A 23,371-nucleotide genomic window follows, 5' to 3' on the forward strand; every position below is an offset into this window, starting at 1 on the left:
TGCGTGGCGGCGGGCCCGGCAGCGGCCGCATCGCGGGCCTGTGGGAGCGGGCTTGCCCGCGAAGCAGCGCTACACGTGCGCGATGCCGCATCGCGGGCAAGCCCGCTCCCACACAGGATTTTCGAAGAAATCAGGCTCTGATCGCCGCAGATACTGCGCAGGTAGCTATCAATTCAGGACTTTGCGCACCGTCACAAGCCCAGTTCGGCCGGGTCGCCGCGCCCGCGGCGCAGCACCTCGGGCACGTCGCCGCTCAGGTCGACCACGGTGGTGGGCTCCAGCGCGCAGGCGCCGGCGTCGATGACGCCGGCCACCTGCCTGTCGAGCCGCTCGATGATCTCGTCGGGATCGTTCAGCGGCTCATCGTCGCCCGGCAGGATCAGCGTGGTGGCCAGCAGCGGCGCGCCGTGCAACTCCAGTAGCGCTTGCAGCGCCTTGTGCTCGGGCACGCGCAGGCCGATGGTCTTGCGGTGCGGGTGGCTGACGCGGCGCGGCACTTCCTTGCTGGCTTCCAGGATGAAGGTGAAAGGCCCCGGCGTGCCCAGCTTGAGCAGGCGGAACTGCGTGTTGTCCACCCGCGCGTAGCTGGCCAGCTCGCTCAGGTCGCGGCAGATCAGCGACAGCAGGCGCTTGTCGTCCAGCCCGCGGATGCGGCGCAACTGGTCGACCGCGGCCTTGTCGTCGAGGTGGCAGACCAGCGCGTAGCTGGAGTCGGTGGGCACGGCCAGCACCTCGCCCTGCTGCAGCAGCGCGGCGGCAGCCTTCAGCAGGCGCGGCTGCGGGTTGTCGGGGTGGACGCTGAAAAGCTGGGTCATGGTGTTGGTTTAACTATTAAAATAATAGCTTTTGGCGCTTATACAGCAAGCGCTGGAGCCCAAAAAGGCTTGAAATCCGCTGGCGGCCAACGGTTCAGCGCGTGCCGCACCAAAGAAAGCCCCCTCTCCCTCTGGGAGAGAGCCTGCCCCGGACTTGATCCGGGGGCTGGGGTGAGGGCCGCCAGCGTTGTCATGTATGACGGAATGATCAACAAGTTCAGTGCACGCGCCCGGCCAGCAGTTGCCACACGGGCGTCAGGCCATCGGGCAGCGGCGGCAGCTTGCCGAGATCGATGTGGCTCTCGTCGGGGCTGTGGAAGTCGCTGCCGCGCGAGGCGGCCAGGCCGAACTCGCGCGCCATGTCGGCGTAGCGCAGTGCCTCGGCGGCGCTGTGGCTGCCGGTGACGACCTCCACGCCCTGGCCACCGTGCTGCTTGAACTCGCTGAACAGGGCGTACTCGAGGTTGGGCGAGAAGTTGTAGCGCGCCGGGTGCGCGATGACGGCGAGGCCGCCGCTCTGCGTGATCCACTGCACCGCATCGCCCAGCCGGGCCCAGCGGTGCGGCACGAAGCCGGGCTTGCCTTCGGTGAGGTATTTGCGGAACACCTCCGGGGTGTCGCGGCACACGCCCGAGTCGACCAGGAAGCGTGCAAAGTGCGTGCGCGAGATGAGGCGCGGGTTGCCGACGTACTTCAGCGCGCCTTCGTAGGCGCCGTGGATGCCGACCTTGGCCAGCTGTTCGCCCATTTCCACCGCGCGCGGGCCGCGCCCGTCGCGCGTGTCGGCCAGGCCTTCGGCCATGCGCGGGTCGGTGTGGTCGAACCCGAGACCGACGATGTGCACCGTGGCATCGGCAAAGGTCACCGAGATTTCAACGCCCGTCAGGTAGCGGATGCCGTGGGCCTGCGCCGCGTCGATGGCGCGTTGCTGGCCGCCCACTTCGTCGTGGTCGGTCAGCGCCCACAGGTCGACCCCGTTGGCCGCCGCGCGCGCCGCCAGTTCCTCGGGCGTCAGCGTGCCGTCGGACGTGGTGGAGTGGCAGTGCAGATCGGGGTTGAGAGGAAAGTTCACTGCCCGATTTTACGGCGCGGGGCTGTTTGCCGTTGGCCGCGGGGCGTTGGGCGCTCGGTCCGATGACACGGATGCTGGAAAAACAATAGCTGCTTGCGCCTTTCTCGTAAGGATTTCAAATAGAAAAATATCTGAAATCGTTGTTTATCAAGCGCAAGCAGCTATGCTTATTGATGCTTACGCCTTGCTGGGCACGGCCGGCCAGGCACGCTGCGGGCCGCGCAACTGCTCGAAGGCGCGCGCCATCTGCAGCACGCCCAGGTCGTCGAAGCGCTGGCCGGCGATCTGCAGGCCGATGGGCAGGGCGGCGCCGGGCGTGCCGGGCGAATCCATGTAGCCGCAGTTGACCGAGACGGCGGGCTGCTCGCCGATGTTGAAGGGCACGGTGAAGCCGATGTGCTCCAGCCCGCGCAGCGGGTCGTTGGTGGGGCTGGGCCAGTCGAACGGCGCCGGGGCGTTGGGCGAGACGGGCGAGATCACGTAGTCGAACGCCTGCATGGCCGCGTTGGTGGCCACGCGCGTGGTGTGCGTGGCGGCGTAGGCGCGGAATACGTCGGCACCCGACATGCCGCGCGCGCTTTCGGCCCATTCGCGGATGACGGGCAGCACGCTGTCGCGCGCGGCGGGCGCCAGCGCGTCCAGATCGAGCATCGAGCGCATGCGCCAGAAATGGTCGAGGCCGGCCAGCAGCTCGGGCGTCATGAACGGGGGCATGGGCGTGACGACGGCGCCCTGCGCTTCAAAAAGATGCGCGGCGTGCTCGACGGCGACGCGGATGGCGGGCTCGACGGCCAAGCCGCAGCCGGCCTCCAGCAGCAGGCCGATGCGCACGCCCTTCAGCGGCTTGTCAGCACGCCAGGCCAGCGACCAGTCGATGGCCTGCGGCGGCAGGGCCATGCTGTCGCGGGCGTCGGGGCGGCTCAGCACCTGCATCAGCAGCGCGGCGTCGGCCACGCTGCGTGTCATGGGGCCGGCGGCGCGGCCCATGTAGGGCGGGTCGATGGGCACCCGGCCCAGGCTGGGCTTCAGGCCGACGATGCCGCACCATGCGGCGGGCAGGCGGATGGAGCCGCCGATGTCGGTGCCCAGGTGCAGCGGCCCGTAGCCGGCCGCCGCTGCCGCGCCCGCACCGGCGCTGCTGCCGCCCGGCGTGCGCGACACGTCCCAGGGGTTGCGCGAGATGGCGTGGAAGGTGGACAGGCCCGAGGACAGCATGCCGTAGTCGGGCATGGTGGTCTTGGCGACGATCACCGCGCCGGCTTCGCGCACGCGCGCGGCAGGCGGCGCGTCGGCCGCGGCGGGCGCCAGCGCCACGGCCCGGGTGCCCAGCGGCACCGGATCGCCCGCGGTGGCGATGTTCTCCTTGACGGTGATCGGCACGCCGTCGAGTGCGCCGCAGGGTTCGCCTCTGGCCCAGCGTGCCTCGCTGGTGCGCGCCTGCGCCAGCGCCAGCTCGGGCCGCAGCAGCCAGGTGGCGGCGATGTGCGGCTCCCAGCGCTCAATCTGCGCCAGCACGGCCTGCGCCACGTCGAGGGGCGAGAACGTGCGCGCCCTGTAGCCGGCCAGCAGCTCGTGCGCGCCCAGGTCGTGCAATGCGGTGTGGCTCATGTCGTCTCCAAACAAAAAGAGCTGCCTGCGCCCATCCTACCTGCGCAGACAGCTCTTGTTTTTATAGTGCTGAATCAGCCCCAGCCGAGTGCCGACAAATCGTTGACGAAAATGGGCATGTCTTTCCACAGGCCTTGCAGGCCCTTGCGCGCCACCGTCACCCACTGCGGCTGGTAAAGCCAGGCCAGCACGGCGTCGTCGGCCAGCATCTTCTGCGCTTCGCCCAGCAGCTGGTTGCGCTCGGCCGGGTTGGCCGTGGTCTTGATGCGCGCGTACAACTCCTTGAACTTCGGGTTGTTGTAGCCCCAGTAGTACTCGGGCTTGGTGAAGTTGTCCAGGTCGAACGGCTCCACGTGGCTGATGATGGTCAGGTCGTAGTTCTTCGGCCCGCCATAGGTGTTGGCCAGCCACTGCGCCCATTCCACGTTCTGCACCTTGGCGGTGATGCCGATCTTGGCCAGTTGCGCCACGATCACCTCGCCACCTTGGCGGGCGTAGGGCGGCGGCGGCAGCACCAGGCTCAGCTCCAGGGGCGTGGTGATGCCGGCTTCCTTGAGCAGCGCCTTGGCCTTCTCGACGTTGTAGGGGTTGACGCCCGTGGTGTCGATGTAGCCGGCCGCACCCGGCACGTAGTGGCTGCCGATGGGCACGCCGAAGCCGTCGCCCGCGCCCGAGATGACGGCCTTGCGGTCGATGGCCATGCTGATGGCGCGGCGCACGCGCACGTCGTTCAGCGGCTTTTTCGCGTTGTTGATGGCCAGCACCGTCTTGGCGCGCGAGCCGCTGACGAGGGTCTGAAGACGCGGGTTGGCCTTGAACTGCGCCGCGCCGCGCGGCGTGACGCGCGGAAACGCATCGACATCGCCCGACAGCACGGCCGCCACCTGCGCCGCCGGATCGCTGATGAAGCGGAAGGTGGCGCGCCTGATCTTCAGCGCCTTGGCCGCGCGGTAGCTGGGCGAGGCTTGCAGCGTGATGGACGAGCCCTTGGCCCAGTTGCCCAGCACATAGGGGCCGGTGCCCACGGGTTTGGTGGCGTTGGTGTCGGCGCTCTTGGGCTCGACGATCACGGCCGTGGCCTGGCCCATGTAGAACAGGAAGTCCGGGTCCGGCTCCTTGTTGATGATGACCACCGTGTGGTCGTCGATCACGCGCACGCTCTCCATCGAGCTGAAGTTGCGCTTGTCCTTGTTGGTGCTCTTCTCGCCGGCGGCGCGCTCGAAGGCGTACTTCACCGTCGCGGCGTTGAAAGGCTCGCCATTGCTGAACTTCACGCCCTTGCGCAGGTAGAAGGTGTAGGTGCGCAGGTCGGGCGAGACTTCCCAGCGCTCGGCCAGCAACGGCGTCACGCTGCCGTCGCTGTTGATCTTGGTCAGCGTCTCCAGGATGTTGTAGTGCACCACCTCGCCGATGGCCGCCGCGGCGCCGGTGGTCGGGTCCAGCCCTGGGGGTTCCAGCGTCATGCCCATCACCACGGCATCGCGGCGCGACTGGGCGAACGCAGGCAGGTGGCTCAGCGTGGCCAGCACGGGCAGGGTCAGGGCGAAGTCGCGGCGTTTCATCTTCTCGGTTCTCCTTGGGTAGGCAGGACTCGGACGCGCGCATGGTAGCGCACGGTCGGTAACGCTTCAGACCCCTGCAGGGGCGACAAGTTCGGGCACCGATTCGAGCAGCGTGCGCGTGTAGTCGTGCGCCGGCTCGCGCAGCACCTGGCGCACCGGGCCCTGCTCGACGATCAGCCCACCCTTCATCACCGCCACGTCGGCGCAGAGGTGGCTGACCACGGCCAGGTCGTGGCTGATGAACAGGAAGGTGACGCCGTGGTGGTCGCGCAAGTCGGCCATCAGGTTGAGCACCTGCGCCTGCACCGACACGTCGAGCGCGCTCACAGCCTCGTCGGCCACGATCAGCTGGGGCTTGGTGATGAGCGCCCGCGCAATGGCGATGCGCTGGCGCTGGCCACCGGAGAATTCGTGCGGGTACTTGTCGAGCGCGTCGGCGCGCAGGCCCACCGATTCGAGCGTGGCGGCGGCGCGCTCGCGCTGCTGCGCGCGCGTGGCGCCTTCCAGCGCGGCGGCGGGCTCGGCCACGGTGCGCCAGATGGGGCGGCGCGGGTCGAGCGAGCCGTACGGGTCCTGGAACACCATCTGGAAGTCGCGCCGCGCCGCGCGCAGTTTATCAGGCGGCAGCGCATGCAGGTTGCGGCCCATGAACAGGATCTTGCCGCTCGTCGGCGGCTCCAGCGCCATCACCAGCCGCGCCAGCGTGCTCTTGCCCGATCCCGATTCGCCGACGATGCCCATGCTGCGCCCGGTGGTCACGTTGAGCGACACGCCGCGCAGCGCCTGCACCTCGCCCGGTGCGCGGAACAGCGATTCGCGCGGCAGCGTGTAGCGCCGCGTGACATCGCGGATTTCAAGCAGAAAAGAGCTTTTGACCGCGTCCATCAAGCGCCACCAGCTCTCGTTGTAGGAGCGGGCTTGCCCGCGATGACAGCGCCGGATGGGGCAGTGGCGTCCATCGCGGGCAAGCCCGCTCCCACAGGCAGGGACTCGGTTGCCGCGAGCACCACGTCGGCACGCCGGCAGACGAACTGGTGGCCGCCTTGCAGCGGCACCGTGGGCGGCTGCTGCGTGACGCACGCGTCTTCGGTGTACGCGCAGCGCCCCGCGAACGGGCAGCCCGGCGGCAGGCTGAACAGGTCGGGCACGCTGCCGGGAATGGTCGGCAGCCGCTCACTGCGGTGCGCCACCAGGCGGTGCTGCATGTTCGGCCGCGCCGCCATCAGCCCGCGCGTGTAGGGGTGCGCGGGGCGCGCGAAGACGTCGGCCGAAGGCCCGCTCTCGACCACGCTGCCGCCGTACATCACCAGCATGCGCTGCACATTCTGCGCGATCAGTCCCAGGTCGTGCGAGATCAGGATCAGCGCCATGCCGCGCTCGGTGACCAGCTCGCGGATCAGGCCGAGGATCTGCTTTTGCACCGTCACGTCGAGTGCGGTGGTCGGCTCGTCGGCGATCAGCACGTCGGGCTCGCAAGCCAGTGCCATGGCGATCATGATGCGCTGGCGCTGCCCGCCCGAGAACTGGTGCGGAAAGCTGTCCACGCGCCGCGCCGCATCGGGGATGCCCACGCGGTCGAGCAGGGTGATGGCCTTCTCGCGCGCTGCGTTGCTCGACAGGTTCTGGTGCAGACGCAGCGGTTCGGCAATCTGCGCGCCGACGCGGTGCACCGGGTTCAGCGCCGTCATCGGCTCCTGGAAGATCATCGCCACCTGGTAGCCGCGGATGGCGCGCCAGTCGCGGTCGTGCAGGCCGATCAGCTCGCGCCCCTCCAGCTTCAGGCTGCCGCTGACGGTGGCGTTCTCGGGCGCCAGGCCCATCAGGGCCAGCGCCGTCATCGACTTGCCGCAGCCCGATTCGCCGATCAGGCCCAGGGTTTCGCCGCGATCCAGCGTGAACGTCATGTCGCGCACCGCCGCCGCCGTGCCGCGGTGGGTGTGCAGGTCGACGCGCAGGTGGGAGACTTCGAGCAGGGGCACGGGCTCAGCTCCGCAGCAGGTTGGCCAGCGGCTTGCCGCGCGCGTCGCGGTAGACGTCGAAGTCCGCGTCGATGCTGACGATGCGGCGGATGCCCAGCCGCTCGGCGGCTTCGGCGATGGACGCGTCGGCCAGGTCCAGCGGCAGGCTGGCAAAGCGCTGGCTGATGCGGCGCATCTGCGCCAGGCTGGTGTCGGCCGGCGCATCCACCCGCACGCCGCCGCGTTCGACCCACAGCAGAAAGTCCAGCGCTGCCTGGTTGTGCACGCGCCGCGCCAGCAGGGCGCACACCTCGGTCAGCACCGGCCAGGTGCTGACCAAACCCAGCGCCGGGTGCGCCTGCAGCCAGGCAACGACGCGCGCGTGCCAGTGGTCGGCGGCGTTGAACAGCGCCAGCAGCGGGCCGCTGTCGACCAGCACCTGGCCTGGCGGCATCACGCCGTATTGCGCCGGTGCTTCGGCGGCGTGCAGGGGCGCGGCGGCTTTGCTCATGCGGGGCGCGGTGCGGTCAGTGCGCGCTGCGGCGGGCGTGCTTGTCGCCCCACGCGTCGGCCAGATGCTGGCGGCGCGCCGTGGCCAGATCGGCCGGGCCGGCGTGGCGGCCGAACAGGTCGGCGCCCAGCGCCCAGGGCGATGCGGGCGTGGTCGGCACGCTGGCCAGGTAGGCCACCAGCGCATCGCGCATGACGTCGCTGATGCTGCGGCCCTCGGCCGCGCAGTGCTGGCGCAGCGATTGCTCCAGCTCGGGCGGGAGTTTGACGGTGGTGGTCATGGAGTTGACTTTGGTGTAATAAGAAAAATATTACCAATCTGCTGGACAAAGTTCAAGCCTCAACTGCGCCGCTGCAGCCGCGGATCGAGCAGGTCGCGCAGCCCGTCGCCCAGCAGGTTCAGGCCCAGCACCGACAGCGCGATGGCCACGCCCGGCCACACGGCCAGCAGGGGCGACTGAAACATCAGCGTCTGCGCCTCGGCCAGCATGCGGCCCCAGCTGGGCTGGGGCGGCTGTGTGCCCAGGCCCAGGTACGACAGCGCCGCCTCGGCCAGGATGGCGACGGCGAAGCGGATGGTGGCCTGCACGATCAGCACGGCCAGGATGTTGGGCAGGATGTGCTGCCAGGTGATGGCCCACGGCCCCTTGCCCGACGCGCGCGCGGCCAGCACGTAGTCGCGGCTCCACACCGCGTTGGCGGCGGCTCGGGTGATGCGCGCGAAGGTGGGGATGTTGTAGATGCCGATGGCGACGATGGCGTTGACGATGCCCGGCCCGTACACGGCGGTGAGCATGATGGCGGACAGAATGGCCGGAAAGGCGAAGCCGAAGTCGGACACGCGCATGATGGCTTCCTCCACCCAGCCGCGCCGCGCCGAAGCCAGCAGGCCCAGCGCCGTGCCGATGACGAGGCCGATGCAGACGGCGATGACGCCCACCAGGATCGATGCGCGCGCGCCCACCAGCAGCAGCGAGACGATGTCGCGCCCGAACGCATCGGTGCCCAGCCAGTGGCGGGCGCCGGGCGGCAGCAGCTTGGCGTCCATGTCGACGTCGTAGACCGAGTAGGGCGTCCACAGGTACGACAGCGCGGCGGTCAAAAGCAGCAGCAGCGAGAGCACGCCACCGATGAGAAAACCCGGATGGCGCAGCGCGCGCTGCCAGAAGCCGGGCGCGGTGCGGGCGGGCGAGGCGGGCAGGATAGTGGTGTTCATGCAGGCCGCTGCGGATCGACGGGGCTGTAGGAGCGGGCTTGCCCGCGATAGCTGTGTTTGGTGGGAGGAAGCGCCGCATCGCGGGCAAGCCCGCTCCCACGAGCGGGAGCATCCGATGGCCGCGGAGCAGGCCACACCAGCGGACGCCGTGGCCGGACCTGCGCCGGCCACTGGCGTTGTCCCCCCTCCCGCAGGAGAGGGGGGAAGGCGCGCAGCGACTCAGGGGGGTGCCTCATATTTCACTCGCTTTCACCCGCGGATCGATCACGGCATACAGCACATCGACGATGAAGTTGACGATGACCACCATGGTCGCCAGCAGCATCACGCAGTTGCGCACCACGATCACGTCGCGGTTGGCGATGCTCTGGAAGATCAGGCGGCCCAGGCCGGGCAGGTAGAACACGTTCTCGACCACGATGGTGCCGGCCAGCAACTCGGCGAACTGCAGGCCCATCACGGTGATGACGGGGATCATGGCGTTGCGCAGCACGTGGCCCCACAGCGTGGCGCGGTGGCTCAGGCCCTTGGCGCGCGCCGTGCGCACGAAGTCCTCGCGCAGCACCTCCAGCACGGCCGAGCGGGTGAAGCGCGCCAGGATGGCCGCCTGCACCACCGCCAGCGCGATGGCCGGCAGGATCAGCGCCCGCAGCCCATCCCACAGGCCGCGCCACACGCCGTCGTCGAAATACCAGCCGTCAAAGCCACCGGCCGAGAACCACTGCAGCTTCACCGAGAACAGCAGGATCAGCAGGATGGCGAACCAGAAGTTGGGGATGGCGATGCCGATCTGCGCCAGCGTCATCAGCCCCACGTCGCCCGCGCTGTTGTGGCGCGAGGCAGCGTACACGCCCACGGCCAGCGCGATCACGGTGGTCAGCAGCATCGCCAGCACGGCCAGCGGAATGGTCAGCGCCAGGCGCTCGACGATCAGCTCCGACACCGGCGAGCCGTAGGTGTAGCTCAGGCCCATGTCGCCGCGCAGCAGCCCGCCCATCCAGCCGAAGTAGCGTTGCAGGGCAGGTTGATCCAGCCCCAGTTCGGTCGCCTTGGCGGCCACAGCGGCGGGGTCGGCATCAGGCCCCATCAGCACCTGCGCGGCGTTGCCGGGCAGCACCTCCAGCACCGCGAACACGATCACGCTAGTGGCCAGCAACGTGGCGATGAGCGTGAGAACGCGCTTGAAGAGGAAGTAACTCATGGGTCGGCGCGATTATCAACACATTCGTTGCTGCCTTTGACCGCGCGCAGGCCGCGCTGCGTGCCCCGGCGGATAATCGGACGCACCGACCAAAGGAGTATTGAACCCATGGCACTGATGATCACCGACGAGTGCATCAACTGCGATGTGTGCGAGCCGGAGTGCCCGAATGAGGCCATCTCGATGGGCCCGGAGATCTACGTCATCGACCCGAACAAGTGCACCGAATGCGTCGGCCACTTCGACGAGCCGCAGTGCGTGACGGTGTGCCCGGTGGAATGCATTCCGGTGGATCCGAACCGGGTCGAGGACAAGGAAATGCTGCTGCAGAAGTACCACCGGCTGCAGGCGGCCAAGGCCTGATTCAAGGCCTTTTCGGCCTCTGGCGCCCGTCCATCAAGCGCCAGCAGCTATCAATCTTGCTTGATGCTCAAGAAGTCTCCGATGACGCGCGGACCGCATCCGCTGTGTGGGAGCGGGCTTGCCCGCGATCAAGCGTTCGTGGCGACCCGTTGCCTCATCGCGGGCAAGCCCGCTCCCACAACGCTGTGTGAGACTTCTCGATAGTCACGCAATCTTGATTTTTCACAGGCGTCACGAGCCGGCTGAATCATCGCCGGGCGTCGGCGCTGTCCGTGGCGCGGCCGGTTTGGGTGGCTTGGCACGCGGCGGCTTGTCGGTGTGGATCTGCACCGTGGCGCGCTCCATCTCGCCCATCACCAGGTTCTCGAACGCCTGCGCCGAGCGCGTGATGGCGGCTTCGATCTGCGCCAGTTCTTCCGCCGGCGGCTTGCGCAGCACCCAGCCCACCACTTCCGACTTGTCGCCCGGGTGGCCGATGCCGATGCGCAGGCGCCAGTAGTCGCCCGTGCCCAGCTGCGCGTGGATGTCGCGCAGCCCGTTGTGGCCGGCGTGGCCGCCGCCTTTCTTGAGCTTGGCCTGGCCGGGCGCCAGGTCGAGCTCGTCGTGCACCACCAGAATCTGCTCGGGCGCGATCTTGTAAAAGCGCGCCAGCGCCGACACCGAGCGGCCGGACAGGTTCATGAAGGTCTGCGGCTGCAGCAGCCACACGCTGTGCCCGCGCACGTTGGCACGCGCCACCAAGCCGTGGTAGCCGCGCTCGGGCGCCAGGCGGGCGTTCAGCTGGCGTGCCACGGCGTCGATCCACCAGAAGCCGGCGTTGTGGCGGGTGGCCTCGTATTCGGCGCCGGGGTTGCCCAGGCCGACGAAGAGTTTGATCATGGGTGGGATTATCGGTGGCGTGGTTCGGTGCGGGGCGGGTTGGCAGCACGCCGCAGCCAGTTCAATTTTGATAGTGGGTTGCACCCGCCAGGTAATGAATTCAAGAGAAAAAGGCCTGAAATCGTTTAGTGATGGGCGCAAGAAGCTATTGTTATTGAAGCAATCAAAGATGTTCGGGCAACAAAAAACCCGCTCGAAAGCGGGCTTCTTGCAGCGAACGGGCTGTCAGGCCTGCATCACTTCTTGTCGCCTTCGGCCGCGGGTGCGGCGTCGCCGGCAGCAGCGTCGGCTTCCGGCTCCTCGGCGGCAGGCATCACCACCGACACCAGCACCGTGTCTTCGGCGCTGTGGCCGTGCAGCATGGGCTCGACGCCCTTGGGCAGTTCGATGTCCTTCAGCGTCAGGGTGCTGCCCTTTTCCAGCTTCGACAGGTCGACCTTGATCGCCTCGGGCAGGTCGGCCGGCAGGCACGACACTTCCAGTTCGGTCAGGATGTGGTTGACCAGACACTTGTCGGTCTTGACCGCGGTGGACTCTTCCTCGCCGCTGTAGTGCAGGGGGATCTTCATGGTGATCTTCTGCTTCGCCGACACGCGCTGGAAGTCGATGTGCAGCACCTGCTGCTTGTAGGGGTGGATCTGCAGGTCACGCAGCAGCACCTGGGCGGTCTTGCCGGCCAGTTCCATGTCCAGCACGGACGAGTGGAAGGCTTCCTTCTTGATGGCATGCCACAGTGCGTTGTGGTCCAGCTCGATCAGCTGGGGCTCACCCTCACCGCCGTAAACAATGCCGGGCACCTTGCCGGCATTGCGCAGACGGCGGCTCGCACCCGTACCCTGCTTGCTGCGCTCGAAAGCGACGAATTTCATGACTGACTCCTGTATTGAGCCGACCGCGACCAGTGCGGCTCAGGTTGAAAAAGCCGCGCGGCTGGATTGCCATGCGACCCGTGCGTTCCGTCAGAACAGGTTTTCCTGCTCCTGGAACAGACTCATCACCGACTCGCCGCGGGCGATGCGGCCGATCGTCTGCGCGATCAGCGGCGCCACCGACACCTGGCGAATCTTGGGGCATTGCGCTGCCGCGTCGGACAGCGGAATGGTGTTGGTCACCACCACCTCGTCGAGCGCCGTGCCCTTGGCGATGCGCTCGATGGCCGGGCCGCTGAAGATGGGGTGCGTGCAGTAGGCGTACACCTTCTTGGCGCCGCGCTCCTTCAGCACCTCGGCCGCCTTCACCAGCGTGCCGGCGGTGTCGATCATGTCGTCCATGATCACGCAGTTGCGGCCCTCGATGTCGCCGATGACGTGCATCACCTCGCTCACGTTGGCCTTGGGCCGGCGCTTGTCGATGATGGCCAGGTCGCAACCCAGCTGCTTGGCCAGCGCGCGCGCGCGCACCACGCCACCCACATCGGGGCTGACGACGAGCAGATCGTCGTAGTTCTTCTGCCGCAGATCGCCCAGCAGCACCGGCGAGGCGTAGATGTTGTCGACCGGGATGTCGAAGAAGCCCTGGATCTGGTCGGCGTGCAGGTCCATCATGATGACGCTGGACACGCCCACCGCCTGCAGCATGTTGGCCACCACCTTGGCGCTGATCGGCACCCGGGTGGAGCGCGGGCGGCGATCCTGCCGGGCGTAGCCGAAGTAGGGGATGACGGCGCTGATGCGTTCGGCCGACGAGCGCTTGAGCGCGTCGACCATGATCAGCAGTTCCATCAGGTTCTCGTTGGTCGGCGCGCAGGTGGACTGCACCACGAACACGTCGCGGGCGCGCACGTTCTGCTTGATCTCGACCGTGACCTCGCCGTCGGAGAAACGCCCCACGTCGGCGGCGCCGAGGCTGATGCCCAGATGGCTGGCGATTTCAGCCGCCAGTGCCGGATTGGCATTGCCGGTGAACACCAGAAAGTCAGGAGTGTGGGACGGCTGCATGCGCTTTCCGGCGTGTCACTGAAACGGTGCGGCTTCGAACCGGGCACGCGGTGCCCGGCGAAAAGTTCAAGCCGGGCGCGTTGCGCACGGCGTCAGGGTCTGGCAGGGGAGGAAGGACTCGAACCCTCGCATGCCGGAATCAAAATCCGGTGCCTTGACCAACTTGGCGACTCCCCTACACCGGTTGCCGGCCCCAACTGCGGGCCAGCCACCTTCAACTGTCGCCTGGGGCCCAGCCGCTGAGCGGATGAACCTCCAGATTGCTGCACAGACGCACTTGCCAGTCTGCCGGGGCCTGGGGCGTGGCGGCCAGATCAGCCTCCTGCGCCTGCGGCACCCTTGCAAAAACCGCGCTGCCCGAGCCGGTCATCCTGCCCTGAAGGCCGAGCCGCGAAAGCCACTCGATCCCCTCGGACACCTGCGGGCAAAGCCGCTGGGCAACCGGCTGCAGGTCGTTGCGGCCAAAGCCGTACGGGTCTGCAGCAAAGCCTGAAATTATAGCAGGCTCTGAATCACGTTTCAGATCGGGTGCGCCAAAAATGGCGCCGGTTTCCAGTCCCTGCGGCGGTTTTGCGACAAGAAACCGCGCCGGCGGCAGCGCCAGCGGCCGAATCTGCTCGCCGATGCCTTCGACCCAGCCATGGCCGCCATGGATGAAGAAGGGCACGTCGGCCCCCAGCGACAGGCCGATCTGCGCCAGTTGCGCACGGGTTAGCTGCAGGCCCCAGAGCCGGTTGAGCGCCAGCAGCGTGCTGGCGGCATCCGACGAGCCGCCGCCCATCCCGGCCTGTGACGGCACGCGCTTGAGGATGCCGATGTGCGCGCCTTCGGCACATCCGGTGGCCTGTTGCAGCGCGCGTGCGGCGCGAAGCACCAGATCCTCGGGCGGCAGCGGCAGGCCCAGGTCCTGGCGCGTGATGGCGCCACCGGCGCGCCGCTCGAAATGCAGTGTGTCGCACCAGTCGATCAGCATGAAGGCCGATTGCAGCAGGTGGTAGCCGTCGGCCCGTCGCCCGGTGATGTGCAGGAACAGGTTCAGCTTGGCCGGCGCGGGCACGTCGTACAACGAGCGCATCGTGTGGCCAGTCTCAGCGATCGAGCACGACCCGCAGATCGGCGGTCGGCAAGGGCATCAGACGCTTGGCCGACAGGCGGCCTTCGGGCAGGCGGCTCAGGTCGGCCTGCCAGCCCGGCACCGACTGCGGCTGGCCGCGCAGCCACCCGAACAGGGCGCGCACGGGCAGCGGGGTGCCGATCACCTCGGCCGCCAGAGTCTCCAGCGATTCATAGCGCCGCGCCTGCTCGCCCTGGCGCAGCCAAGCCTCTCCAGGGTGCCACTGCATGACGGCCAGGGTGCTGCCCAGGGGTGAAGTCAGGGTCAGTTCGCCGGCGTCGGGGCTGCCGCTCAGGCTGAAGCCGGCAGAGAAGGACTGCGGCGGCTCCGCGGCCACGGTCAGGCCCAGGCGGCCGCTCCACTGGTTGCTTTCAGTATCAAATGCGGCATGAGGCGGCTTGTCAGTTGCGCAGCCAGCTATCAAAAAAGAAGCGATCAACAGCCAGCCGAAGGCTGCGCGCCGCGCGATGGCGCCACCGCGCCAGCCGCCGGTCATCGTCAAGGCGTCACCCCGAATCGCTTCAGCGTCTTCTGCAGCGTCTCGTTGTCCATGTCCTGGCGCAAGCCGTCGCGCCAGATGCGGCGCGCCTCGTCGTGGTGGCCCTGCACCCACAGCACTTCACCCAGGTGGGCGGCGATTTCGGGGTCGGGGCGCTTCTTGTAGGCAGCTTCCAGAATCTTGCGCGCTTCGCGCACGTTGCCCATGCGGAAATGCACCCAGCCCAGGCTGTCCTGGATGAAGCTGTCGTCGGGGGACAACTGCACGGCCTTCTCGATCAACTGCCTGGCTTCGGGCAGGCGCAGGTTGCGATCGGCCAGCGAGTAACCCAGTGCGTTGTAGGCGTGCGCGGCGTCGGGGTTCAGTTCGATCAGGCGGCGCATCAGCCGCTCCATCTCGTTCATGCGGTCGAGCCGCTCGGCCGCCATGGCCGCGTCGTACAGCAGGCCTTCGTCGTCGGGGTCCTTCTTCAGCTCTTCAGTCAGCAGTTGGTAGGCCTGCTCGGGTTGCTGGTGGTCGCGCAGCAACTGGGCTTCGGTCAGCAGCTTCTGGCGGGCGTCCTCGGGCTTGCGCTCGGGCACGTTGCGGATGGCCTGGCGCGCCTCGTCCAGACGGCCCTGGCGCGCCAGGATCTGCGCGCGGCGGGTCTGCACCGCCAGCAGCTGGTCGGGCGAATCCACGCTGGCCAGCCAGCGCTCGGCCGCGGCGTAGTCGCCACGGCGCTCGGCGATGCGCGCCAGCATCAGGCGGGCGTGGTCGGCGCCGGCGGTCTGGTCGGGCTGCCTGGCCAGGTTCAGGTAGTGCTGCAGGTCGGCCTCGGCCTCGGTGTCCTTGCGCTCGTCGGCGTACAGCGCGCCGCGCACCAGCCAGGCTTCGGCGTTGTCGGGCGAGCGGTGCAGCAGGGTGTTGAGCTGCGCATGGGCGTCGGCGTGGCGGCCCTGTTCGACCAGCGCGCGGGCGTAGCCGATGTGCACTTCGGGCCGCGCGTCGGGGTGCGACAGGTGGCGCTGGATCAGCGCCTCGGCCTTGGCCTCGCCCGCGCCCGACATGAGCTGCAGCGCCAGCAGCGCCGGCCATTCCGACTGCGCGTTGGCATCCTGCCCCAGGGTGGCCGCGGCCAGGGCGCCGGCGTGGTCGTTGTTCTGCAGGCGCATGCGGCCGATGGTGGTCCACGCCGCGGGCGCCAGGGCCGAAATCTTGACCGCCTCGGACAGTGCGCGCTGCACCGTCTGCGCGGCTTCCGCCTTGTCGGGCGCGCGCTGGTACAGCGCCGGCAGCGCGGTGATGAAGGCGATTTTTTCTTCCGCCGGCAGCGACGCCAGCACGGCGCGCAGGGGTGCCTCGGTTTCGGCGATGCGGCCCAGCACGATCAGTACCTGCAGTTCGTAGCGGCTGGCTTCGATGGAGCTGGGGTGTGCCTGGCGCCAGGCACGCGCGGTGTCCAGCGCACCGGGGCCGGAGCGCGACTGGATCGCCATCTCGGTGGCCCGCTTGAACAGCGATTCGTCGCCCGTGCGGCGCGCTGCGCTCAGCATGGTGCCGGTGCTGTTCTGCGCGTCGCCCTGGCGGAACAGCATTTCGCTGATCAGCAACTCGTACATCAGGCGCGCGGTGAGGCGCGACTGGGCGGGCGGGGCGTCGGCGTCGGCGGGTGCGCTGGAGGCTGCAGCCTGCGGCGCGGCCGGGGTTTGCGCCAGCGTGGCCGTGGCCGCCAGAGCCAGCGCCAGCCCGCAGGCGACGCGGTGAAAATGCTGCATCAACCCATAATAATCCATGCCTGTTGATCCTTCTGGACATGCCGGAACTGCCTGAAGTCGAAGTCACGCGGCGCAGCTTTGCCGACCGGATTCGCGGCGCGCGCATCCTGGCCGCGCGCGCCGGCCTGCCGCTGCGCTGGCCGCTGGGGCTGGCGCCCGAGGCCCTGGTGGGGCAGTACGTGCAGGACGTGGGCCGGCGCGGCAAGTACCTGGTGCTGCAACTGGACGATGGCGTGCTGCTGGTGCACCTGGGCATGTCCGGCAGCCTGAGCTTTCGCAGCGAGCCCCCCGAGGCCGGGCGGCACGACCATTTCGACCTCGTCACCACGCAAGGCACGCTGCGGCTGCACGACCCGCGCCGCTTCGGCGCCGTGGTGTGGTCGGCCGGGGTGAGCGCCGACCCGGCGCGCAAGCTGCTGGCCAGGCTGGGCATGGAGCCGCTGGGCGAGCAGTTCGATGCGGCCGCCTTCCACGCCGGCCTGCGCGCGCGCCGGGCGCCCATCAAGCAGGTGCTGCTGGCGGGCGACGTGGTGGTGGGCGTGGGCAACATCTACGCGTCCGAGGCGCTGTTCATGGCCGGCATCCGGCCCACCACGCGGGCCGACCGGCTGTCGCGCGCGCGGGCCGACCGCCTGCACGCGGCGGTGCGCGAGGTGCTGGCGCGCGCCGTGGAGCGCGGCGGCAGCACGCTGCGCGACTTTTCCAGCGCCACGGGCGAGGACGGGCACTTCCAGCTGGAAGCGGCGGTCTACGGCCGGGCCGGCCAGCCCTGTCTGAAGTGCGCCACACCGCTGCGGCAAATCCGGCAGGGCCAGCGCTCGACATTCTTCTGCCCGGTGTGCCAGCGCGCCTGACGGCGACTTAGGTCACGCCTTGCGCTTGTGCAGGCCCGAAGGCGCGGGTTCCGGCGCGGGGCGCGGTGTAATATGGCCCGAACTCCGGGAGTGGCTTCAGTGGCGGTGGCAGGTTTCAACGAGCAGTTCGACAAGCACGGCGCGTGGCGCCGCGAGATGGGCCTGCGCCTGAAGGTGCTGGGCGACTGGCTGCGCGAACAGCAACTGCTGGACGACGGCGCCGACGAGAGCCTGCAGCGCCTGATCGAGCAATTGCGCTCCGACAAGGTCATGGTGGCCTTCGTGGCCGAGTTCTCGCGCGGCAAGTCCGAGCTGATCAACGCCGTGTTCTTTGCCGGCTACGGCCGCCGCATCATGCCGGCCAGCGCCGGGCGCACCACCATGTGCCCGACCGAACTGGGCTACGAGGCCGACCTGCCGCCCTGCCTGCGCCTGCTGCCCATCGAGACCCGCCTGCAGCCGCAGGCCCTGCTCGAATGGCGCATGGTGCCCGAGAAGTGGACGCGGGTCGACCTCGACGTGAACGACCCCGAGCAGCTGGCCGGCGCCATGGAAAAGGTGTCCGAAGTGCTGCACGTGACCAAGGACGAGGCGCGCGCGCTCGGCTTCTGGCACGACGACCGGCCCGAGGACAACCCGCCCGTCAACGCCTCCGGCGCCGTCGAGGTCCCGCGCTGGCGCCACGCACTCATCAACATGGCGCACCCGCTGCTCAAGCAGGGCCTGGTGGTGCTCGACACGCCCGGCCTGAACGCCATCGGCGCCGAGCCGGAGCTGACCGTCAACCTGATCCCTCAGGCGCAGGCCGTGGTGTTCATCCTGGCGGCCGACACCGGGGTGACCAAGTCCGACCTGACGATCTGGCGCGAACACCTGGCGACCATGGAAGACAGCGCCGGCACGCGCTTCGTGGTGCTGAACAAGATCGACACGCTGTGGGACGAGCTGAGCAGCGCGGCGCAGATCGAGGCGCAGATCGGCCGCCAGCGCGCCGACACGGCACAGACGCTGGCGCTGGACGCGCAGCAGGTGCTGGCGCTGTCGGCGCAGAAGGGGCTGCTGGCCAAGGTGCGCGGCGATGCCGCGCTGCTGGCCGAAAGCCGCCTGCCGAATTTCGAGCAGATGCTGGGCCAGCAGGTGCTGGGCGCGCGGCAGGCGGTGCTGGAAGGCGCGATCCGCTCCAGCGTCGGCCGCGTGCAGACGGATGCCACGCGCACGCTGGGCATCCGCCGGCGCGAGCTGTCCGAGCAGATGCTGGAGCTGAAGGGCCTGCGCGGCAAGAACCACACCGTGATCCGCCAGATGCGCCTGCGCGTCGAGCAGGAGAAGGCCGACTTCGACCGCAGCGCCGCCAGCGTGCTGGCCGTGCGCTCGGTGCACCTGAAGCTGCTGCGCGACGTGTTCAAGCTGCTGGGCAGCTCGTCCATCAAGCGCGAGCTGGCGGTGCTGAGCACGGCGCTGCGCGAGCCGGGCCTGAAGCTGGGCATCAAGAAGTCGTACGCCAAGGGCTTCGACAACCTGCGCGGCGTGATGCAGCAGGTGCAGACGCTGGAGACCGAGATCCACGCCATGCTGACGACCTCGTTCCGTCAGCTCAACACCGAGTACGGCTTTTCGCTGCAGGCGGTGGTGCCGCCCACCATGGACCGCTTCGAGAAGGACCTGGATGCCGTCGAGCGCAGCCACCTGCAGTACCTGGGCGTGGGCAACATGGTGCAGCTGGCGCGGCCCGAGTTCGCCGAGAAGCTGGTGCGCGCGCTGCTGGCGCGCGTGCGCTCGATCTTCGAGACGGCGCTGGGCGAGATCGAGCTGTGGAACAAGTCCACCTCGAGCCAGCTCGATGCACAACTGCGTGAGCGCCGCCGCGCCTACGGCCGCCGCATCGAGGCGATCCAGCGCATCCAGGACGCCGCGGGTGGGCTCGATCTGCGCATCGGCGAGATCGAGGAGCAGGAGTCCGCCCTCGACGCCATTGAGCGGCGGCTCGCCACCCTCAGCCGCGAGCTGCAGACCGCCAGCGCCGACCAGGCCACACCGTCCGAGCACGCCGAGGCCGTGCCGGCGTGACGCGCCGCGGCGCGGCGTTTTCCGCCCGCATCATCGACTGGCAGCGCCAGCACGGCCGCCACGGCCTGCCGTGGCAGGGCACGCGCGATCCGTACCGCGTGTGGCTGTCGGAAATCATGCTGCAGCAGACGCAGGTGACGACGGTGCTGGGCTACTACGCGCGCTTTCTCGAGCGCTTTCCCGACGTCGCCCGCCTGGCCGCCGCGCCCGAGGATGAAGTGCTGGGGCTGTGGAGCGGGCTGGGCTACTACTCGCGTGCGCGCAACCTGCACCGCTGCGCGTGCGAGGTGATGGCGCGCTTCGGCGGCGCGTTTCCGCGCACGGCGGCCGAGCTGGCCACGCTGCCGGGCATCGGCCGCTCGACGGCGGCGGCCATCGCGGCGTTCTGCTTCGGCGAGCGCGCCGCCATCCTGGACGGCAACGTCAAGCGCGTGCTGACGCGCGCCTTCGGCATCGACGACGACCTGAGCGAAGCCCGCCACGAGCGCGCGCTGTGGGCGCGGGCCGAAAGCCTGCTGCCCGAGCACGACCTGGCCCGCAGCATGCCCGCCTACACGCAGGGACTGATGGACCTGGGCGCCGGCATCTGCACGCTGCGGCGACCGGCCTGCACGGTGTGCCCGCTGGTCGGTGACTGCGTGGCGGCGGGCCAGGGCGCACCCGCGCGCTACCCGGTCAAGACGCGGCGCGTGGCGCGCGGGCAGATCACGCTGTGGCTGCTGCACGCGCAGGACGAGCAAGGCCGGGTGTGGCTGCAGCAGCGGCCCGACAAGGGCATCTGGGCGCGCCTGTTCTGCCTGCCGCTGCACGAAGGGCGCGAGGCCTTGACGGACAGCCTGCCGCCGGCCGCGCGCGCGGAGGCGATCGAGCACGCGCCGTTCCGGCATGTGCTGACGCACCGCGACCTGGACATCCACATCGTCAGCGCCCGGTTGCCGGGCACCGCGCTGGGCGACGACGGCCGCTGGTTCACGCCCCATGAATGGCCAGCGCTGGGCCTGCCGGCGCCGATCCGCAGGTTTCTGCAGGCGCAGGCTTGAGCGGCCAGGTAGGCTGTCGATAAAGCGTGATGATCAAGAAGTCTCGAATGACGCGCGGCCTGCATCCGCTGTGTGGGAGCGGGCTTGCCCGCGATGAGGCGACTCGTCGCCACCAAGGCTTGATCGCGGGCAACCCGCGCATGCAACGCTGTCCGAGCGTTGTGGTTGATCAATAAAGATAGCTGCTTGCGCCTGTCAGTAAACGATTTCAGATATAAAAAAGCCTGAAATCGTTTCAAATCAATCGCAAGCAGCTATTATTTTTGAATGCCGTCCAGCTCGCGGTGGCGTGCCAGCGTCAGCCACTCGGCGCTGAACTGTTGCACCAGCTGCTCCACCAGGTACACCGAGCGGTGCTGCCCGCCCGTGCAGCCGATGGCCACCGTGACGTAGCTGCGGTGGTCGCGCGCCAGCGCCGGCAGCCAGGTGCGCAGGAAGTCGGCGATCTGCTGGCGCATCAGCTGCACCTCGGGCTGCTGCGCCAGGAAGTCGGCGACCGGCTGGTCGCGCCCGGTCATGGGGCGCAGCTCGGTGTCGTAGTGCGGGTTGGGCAGCATGCGCACGTCGAACACGTAATCCGCATCCAGCGCAATGCCGCGCTTGAAGGCGAAGGATTCGAACACCAGCGTCAGGTGCGCCGTGGGCGCGGCGATGAGCTGCTTGACCACCGCCAGCAGCTGCGACGGCCGCCGGTGGCTGGTGTCGATGACGTGCGAGCGCTCGCGCAGGTCGGCCAGCAGGCGGCGCTCTTTCTCGATCGCCTGCGGCAGCGCCTGCCGGCCCTGCAGGTCGTCGGGCATCGACAGTGGGTGGCGCCGCCGCGTTTCGGAAAAGCGCCGCACCAGGGTTTCGTCGTCGGCGTCCAGAAAGATCTGGCGCAGCGCGATGCCCCTGTCGCTCAGGCCATGCAGCAACAGCGGCAGCTGCGGCAGCGAATCGCCGCTGCGCACGTCCATGGCAATGCCCACCCGGCGCGTGCCCAGGCGCTGCTGCAGCGCGATGAAGGGCTCCAGCAGTTCGGGCGGCAGGTTGTCGACGCAGTAGTAGCCCACGTCCTCCAGCGCGCGCAGCGCCACCGACTTGCCCGATCCGGACATGCCGCTGATGACCACCAGTTCGATGCTCATGCGCGCGCCTTCCGCGTGCCGCGCGGCGGCGTTGCGGGCGCCGCCGCGGGCGCGTTCAGCATCTCCTGCGCATGCGCCAGCGTGGTGTCGGAAATGCGCTCGCCGCCCAGCATGCGGGCGATCTCGCGCGTGCGCGGCTCGCCCTGGATGGGCGCCACCGTGCTGGTGGGCGCGGCCCCTTCGCCAGCCTGCTTGCTGACCAGCAGGTGCTCGTCGGCACACGCCGCCACCTGCGGCAGATGGGTGACGCACAGCACCTGCCGGTCGCGCCCCAAGCGCTGCAGCAGCTGGCCTACGGTGGCGGCCACGGCGCCGCCCACGCCCGAATCGACCTCGTCGAACACCAGCGTTCCGACGCTGCCCAGTTCGCTGGTGGTCACCGCGATGGCCAGCGCCAAGCGTGACAGTTCACCGCCGGATGCTACACGTTCAATAGCGCGTGGCGCTGATCCGGTGTGCGCTGCCACCAAAAACTGCACGTTCTCCAGGCCGTGCTGCGCCGGCTCGGACAGGCGCTCAATCGCCGCTTCGAAGTGGCCGCCCTGCATGCCCAACTCCTGCATCGCGGCGGTCACCGCCTGCGACAGGCGCGGCGCGGCCTGCTGGCGCTGCTTCGACACGGCTTGCGCGGCCTGCAGATACGCCTGACGCGCGGCCTGAGCGTCGGCCTCCAGCTGTGCCAGGTCGCCCGCCGCTTCCAGCTGCGCCAGCTCGGCGCGCCATTGCGCCAGCACCGCGTGCAGCTCTTCCGGCGGGCGGCGAAAGCGCCGCGCCAGGCCTACCCATTGGCCCATGCGCTCGTCCAGCTTGGCCAGTTGCTCGGGGTCGGGGTCGGCGCGCCGCAGATAGCCGTGCAGGCTGTGGGCGGCATCGCGCGCCTGGGCCACGCAGGCTTCCAGCACCTCGACCAGGGCGGCGAATTCGGGTTCGATGCCGCGCTGCTCGTCCAGCGCGTTCTGTGCCTGCGCCAGCGCGGGCAGGGCGCCGCCTTCGCCATCGTCGCCTTCCAGCGCGGCGCTGGCCGTCTGCGCGGCGTCGATCAGCGCCTGCGCATGCGACAGGCGGGCGTGGCGCTGGTTCAGCTCGTCCCACTCGCCATTGGCCGGGGCCAGCTTGTCGAGTTCGCCGATCTGCCACAGCAGGCGCTCGCGCTCCTGCGCCAGGCTGTTCTGGGCTGCGCGGGCGGCTTGCAGCGTGGCGTCGGCCTGGCGCCAGGCTTGCCAGGCGGCGGTCATCGGGCGCGCATCGGTGCCGGCATAGGCATCCAGCAGCTCGCGCACGGCGGCGGGGCGCGTCAGGCTTTGCCAGGCGTGCTGGCCGTGAATGTCGACCAGCCACTCGCCCAACTCGCGCAACTGCGCCAGCGTGGCGCTGGAGCCGTTGATCCAGGCGCGGCTGCGGCCGGCACTGTCGATGGTGCGGCGCAGCAGCAGGGCGCCGGATTCGGTGTCGAAGCCATGCTCAGCCAGCCAGGGGCGTGCCGTCTCGGGCAGGTCGAACTCGGCGCCGATCTCGCAGCGCGGCTGGCCTTCGCGCACCCACAGCGCATCGCCGCGCCCGCCCAGCACCAGCTGCAGCGCGTCGATCAGGATCGACTTGCCGGCGCCCGTCTCGCCGGTCAGGGCCGTGAAGCCGCGACCCAGCGCCAGATCGAGCGCCGGGACGATGACGAAGTCGCGCAGGGTCAGGTGGCGCAAACCCATGTCAATGATCTCCCGCGTCGTCGCGTCGCCCGGTGTGCATCAGGCACCCCGAATCCAGCGGCCGCGGAGCAGGCCACGCGGGGGCGCCG

The 23,371-nt window shown here is 69.1% G+C and carries 22 protein-coding genes and 1 tRNA gene; 4 read left to right on the forward strand and 19 right to left on the reverse strand.

What is annotated here, in order from left to right:
* Nucleotides 1-191: 191 nt before the first annotated feature.
* The 10 genes from ACFSCU_RS14250 to ACFSCU_RS14295 form a co-directional block, all read right to left on the reverse strand.
* Nucleotides 192-815 (reverse strand): L-threonylcarbamoyladenylate synthase, encoded by a 624-nt coding sequence (locus ACFSCU_RS14250; protein WP_180549536.1) that lies wholly within the window; start codon nt 813-815, stop codon nt 192-194.
* 217 nt (nt 816-1,032) lie between these two features.
* Entirely contained in the window at nt 1,033-1,887 is an 855-nt protein-coding gene (locus ACFSCU_RS14255; RefSeq protein ID WP_377561003.1) for a 3',5'-nucleoside bisphosphate phosphatase, read from the reverse strand.
* Nucleotides 1,888-2,064: 177 nt separating this feature from the next.
* The gene (locus tag ACFSCU_RS14260; protein ID WP_377561004.1) at nt 2,065-3,495 is read right to left on the reverse strand and encodes an amidase; all 1,431 of its coding nucleotides are present in this window, start codon (nt 3,493-3,495) and stop codon (nt 2,065-2,067) included.
* 74 nt (nt 3,496-3,569) lie between these two features.
* Nucleotides 3,570-5,057 carry an ABC transporter substrate-binding protein gene (locus tag ACFSCU_RS14265; protein WP_180549535.1) on the reverse strand — a complete coding sequence of 496 codons (1,488 nt, stop codon included), beginning with the start codon at nt 5,055-5,057 and terminating at the stop codon, nt 3,570-3,572.
* A gap of 66 nt (nt 5,058-5,123) precedes the next feature.
* Complete coding sequence (locus tag ACFSCU_RS14270) at nt 5,124-5,942, reverse strand: ATP-binding cassette domain-containing protein (RefSeq protein WP_377561005.1); 819 nt, start codon at nt 5,940-5,942, stop codon at nt 5,124-5,126.
* The gene (locus tag ACFSCU_RS14275) at nt 5,942-7,036 is read right to left on the reverse strand and encodes an ABC transporter ATP-binding protein (protein ID WP_180549533.1); all 1,095 of its coding nucleotides are present in this window, start codon (nt 7,034-7,036) and stop codon (nt 5,942-5,944) included. Before ACFSCU_RS14275 ends, ACFSCU_RS14270 begins: the two co-directional genes overlap by 1 nt.
* Before the next feature lie 4 nt (nt 7,037-7,040).
* A complete protein-coding gene (locus ACFSCU_RS14280; protein ID WP_180549532.1) occupies nt 7,041-7,526 on the reverse strand; it encodes a type II toxin-antitoxin system VapC family toxin in 486 nt (161 codons plus the stop codon).
* Nucleotides 7,527-7,542: 16 nt separating this feature from the next.
* A complete protein-coding gene (locus ACFSCU_RS14285) occupies nt 7,543-7,806 on the reverse strand; it encodes a ribbon-helix-helix domain-containing protein (RefSeq protein ID WP_180549531.1) in 264 nt (87 codons plus the stop codon).
* Between the two features lie 59 nt (nt 7,807-7,865).
* Nucleotides 7,866-8,741 carry an ABC transporter permease gene (locus ACFSCU_RS14290; protein WP_333705349.1) on the reverse strand — a complete coding sequence of 292 codons (876 nt, stop codon included), beginning with the start codon at nt 8,739-8,741 and terminating at the stop codon, nt 7,866-7,868.
* A gap of 232 nt (nt 8,742-8,973) precedes the next feature.
* Nucleotides 8,974-9,942 carry an ABC transporter permease gene (locus ACFSCU_RS14295; protein WP_333707539.1) on the reverse strand — a complete coding sequence of 323 codons (969 nt, stop codon included), beginning with the start codon at nt 9,940-9,942 and terminating at the stop codon, nt 8,974-8,976.
* Between the two features lie 108 nt (nt 9,943-10,050).
* On the opposite strand from ACFSCU_RS14295, the gene ACFSCU_RS14300 reads away from it, so the two are divergent.
* Complete coding sequence (locus tag ACFSCU_RS14300) at nt 10,051-10,305, forward strand: YfhL family 4Fe-4S dicluster ferredoxin (RefSeq protein WP_180549530.1); 255 nt, start codon at nt 10,051-10,053, stop codon at nt 10,303-10,305.
* Nucleotides 10,306-10,536: 231 nt separating this feature from the next.
* Here the strand turns inward: ACFSCU_RS14300 and pth are convergent, their stop codons facing one another.
* The 7 genes from pth to ACFSCU_RS14335 all read right to left on the reverse strand — a co-directional run bounded on the left by pth (nt 10,537) and on the right by ACFSCU_RS14335 (nt 16,491).
* Nucleotides 10,537-11,184 carry an aminoacyl-tRNA hydrolase gene (pth, locus tag ACFSCU_RS14305; protein ID WP_180549529.1) on the reverse strand — a complete coding sequence of 216 codons (648 nt, stop codon included), beginning with the start codon at nt 11,182-11,184 and terminating at the stop codon, nt 10,537-10,539.
* A gap of 236 nt (nt 11,185-11,420) precedes the next feature.
* Nucleotides 11,421-12,053: a 50S ribosomal protein L25/general stress protein Ctc gene (locus tag ACFSCU_RS14310; RefSeq protein ID WP_333707537.1), complete on the reverse strand. Its 633-nt coding sequence runs from the start codon at nt 12,051-12,053 to the stop codon at nt 11,421-11,423.
* A 90-nt stretch (nt 12,054-12,143) separates the two neighbouring features.
* A complete protein-coding gene (locus ACFSCU_RS14315; protein WP_180549528.1) occupies nt 12,144-13,121 on the reverse strand; it encodes a ribose-phosphate pyrophosphokinase in 978 nt (325 codons plus the stop codon).
* 100 nt (nt 13,122-13,221) lie between these two features.
* Nucleotides 13,222-13,298, reverse strand: a tRNA-Gln gene (locus tag ACFSCU_RS14320).
* Nucleotides 13,299-13,335: 37 nt separating this feature from the next.
* Complete coding sequence (gene ispE / locus ACFSCU_RS14325) at nt 13,336-14,196, reverse strand: 4-(cytidine 5'-diphospho)-2-C-methyl-D-erythritol kinase (RefSeq protein ID WP_377561006.1); 861 nt, start codon at nt 14,194-14,196, stop codon at nt 13,336-13,338.
* A 13-nt stretch (nt 14,197-14,209) separates the two neighbouring features.
* Entirely contained in the window at nt 14,210-14,731 is a 522-nt protein-coding gene (locus ACFSCU_RS14330; RefSeq protein WP_377561088.1) for a lipoprotein insertase outer membrane protein LolB, read from the reverse strand.
* Between the two features lie 2 nt (nt 14,732-14,733).
* Nucleotides 14,734-16,491, reverse strand: a complete 1,758-nt coding sequence (locus ACFSCU_RS14335; protein WP_377561007.1) for a tetratricopeptide repeat protein — start codon at nt 16,489-16,491, stop codon at nt 14,734-14,736.
* A 38-nt stretch (nt 16,492-16,529) separates the two neighbouring features.
* Here ACFSCU_RS14335 and mutM point away from each other — a divergent pair, with 38 nt between their 5' ends.
* The 3 genes from mutM (at nt 16,530) to mutY (ending at nt 20,452) form a co-directional block, all read left to right on the forward strand.
* Entirely contained in the window at nt 16,530-17,345 is an 816-nt protein-coding gene (mutM, locus tag ACFSCU_RS14340) for a bifunctional DNA-formamidopyrimidine glycosylase/DNA-(apurinic or apyrimidinic site) lyase (RefSeq protein ID WP_377561008.1), read from the forward strand.
* Between the two features lie 156 nt (nt 17,346-17,501).
* Nucleotides 17,502-19,412 (forward strand): dynamin family protein, encoded by a 1,911-nt coding sequence (locus tag ACFSCU_RS14345; RefSeq protein WP_377561089.1) that lies wholly within the window; start codon nt 17,502-17,504, stop codon nt 19,410-19,412.
* A complete protein-coding gene (mutY, locus tag ACFSCU_RS14350) occupies nt 19,409-20,452 on the forward strand; it encodes an A/G-specific adenine glycosylase (protein ID WP_308645754.1) in 1,044 nt (347 codons plus the stop codon). Before ACFSCU_RS14345 ends, mutY begins: the two co-directional genes overlap by 4 nt.
* A 257-nt stretch (nt 20,453-20,709) precedes the next feature.
* Here the strand turns inward: mutY and rapZ are convergent, their stop codons facing one another.
* Together rapZ and recN are read right to left on the reverse strand one after the other, a co-directional pair.
* On the reverse strand, nt 20,710-21,579 hold the full coding sequence (rapZ, locus tag ACFSCU_RS14355; protein ID WP_180549527.1) for an RNase adapter RapZ: 870 nt from the start codon (nt 21,577-21,579) through the stop codon (nt 20,710-20,712).
* Nucleotides 21,576-23,282, reverse strand: coding sequence for a DNA repair protein RecN (gene recN, locus ACFSCU_RS14360; RefSeq protein ID WP_180549526.1), 1,707 nt, complete (start codon nt 23,280-23,282; stop codon nt 21,576-21,578). Before recN ends, rapZ begins: the two co-directional genes overlap by 4 nt.
* Nucleotides 23,283-23,371 lie beyond the last annotated feature (89 nt).

Source organism: Ottowia beijingensis, assembly GCF_042680925.1.
GTDB lineage: Bacteria > Pseudomonadota > Gammaproteobacteria > Burkholderiales > Burkholderiaceae_C > Ottowia > Ottowia beijingensis.

Coding starts and splice junctions, on each gene's coding strand:
- ACFSCU_RS14250 (WP_180549536.1), bottom strand. CDS start 815: ATGACCCAGCTTTTCAGCGTCCACCCCGACAACCCGCAGCCGCGCCTG.
- ACFSCU_RS14260 (WP_377561004.1), bottom strand. CDS start 3,495: ATGAGCCACACCGCATTGCACGACCTGGGCGCGCACGAGCTGCTGGCC.
- ACFSCU_RS14265 (WP_180549535.1), bottom strand. CDS start 5,057: ATGAAACGCCGCGACTTCGCCCTGACCCTGCCCGTGCTGGCCACGCTG.
- ACFSCU_RS14270 (WP_377561005.1), bottom strand. CDS start 5,942: ATGGACGCGGTCAAAAGCTCTTTTCTGCTTGAAATCCGCGATGTCACG.
- ACFSCU_RS14280 (WP_180549532.1), bottom strand. CDS start 7,526: ATGAGCAAAGCCGCCGCGCCCCTGCACGCCGCCGAAGCACCGGCGCAA.
- ACFSCU_RS14285 (WP_180549531.1), bottom strand. CDS start 7,806: ATGACCACCACCGTCAAACTCCCGCCCGAGCTGGAGCAATCGCTGCGC.
- ACFSCU_RS14290 (WP_333705349.1), bottom strand. CDS start 8,741: ATGAACACCACTATCCTGCCCGCCTCGCCCGCCCGCACCGCGCCCGGC.
- ACFSCU_RS14295 (WP_333707539.1), bottom strand. CDS start 9,942: ATGAGTTACTTCCTCTTCAAGCGCGTTCTCACGCTCATCGCCACGTTG.
- ACFSCU_RS14300 (WP_180549530.1), top strand. CDS start 10,051: ATGGCACTGATGATCACCGACGAGTGCATCAACTGCGATGTGTGCGAG.
- pth (WP_180549529.1), bottom strand. CDS start 11,184: ATGATCAAACTCTTCGTCGGCCTGGGCAACCCCGGCGCCGAATACGAG.
- ACFSCU_RS14310 (WP_333707537.1), bottom strand. CDS start 12,053: ATGAAATTCGTCGCTTTCGAGCGCAGCAAGCAGGGTACGGGTGCGAGC.
- ACFSCU_RS14315 (WP_180549528.1), bottom strand. CDS start 13,121: ATGCAGCCGTCCCACACTCCTGACTTTCTGGTGTTCACCGGCAATGCC.
- ispE (WP_377561006.1), bottom strand. CDS start 14,196: ATGCGCTCGTTGTACGACGTGCCCGCGCCGGCCAAGCTGAACCTGTTC.
- ACFSCU_RS14330 (WP_377561088.1), bottom strand. CDS start 14,731: ATGACCGGCGGCTGGCGCGGTGGCGCCATCGCGCGGCGCGCAGCCTTC.
- ACFSCU_RS14335 (WP_377561007.1), bottom strand. CDS start 16,491: ATGCAGCATTTTCACCGCGTCGCCTGCGGGCTGGCGCTGGCTCTGGCG.
- mutM (WP_377561008.1), top strand. CDS start 16,530: ATGCCGGAACTGCCTGAAGTCGAAGTCACGCGGCGCAGCTTTGCCGAC.
- ACFSCU_RS14345 (WP_377561089.1), top strand. CDS start 17,502: ATGGGCCTGCGCCTGAAGGTGCTGGGCGACTGGCTGCGCGAACAGCAA.
- rapZ (WP_180549527.1), bottom strand. CDS start 21,579: ATGAGCATCGAACTGGTGGTCATCAGCGGCATGTCCGGATCGGGCAAG.
- recN (WP_180549526.1), bottom strand. CDS start 23,282: ATGGGTTTGCGCCACCTGACCCTGCGCGACTTCGTCATCGTCCCGGCG.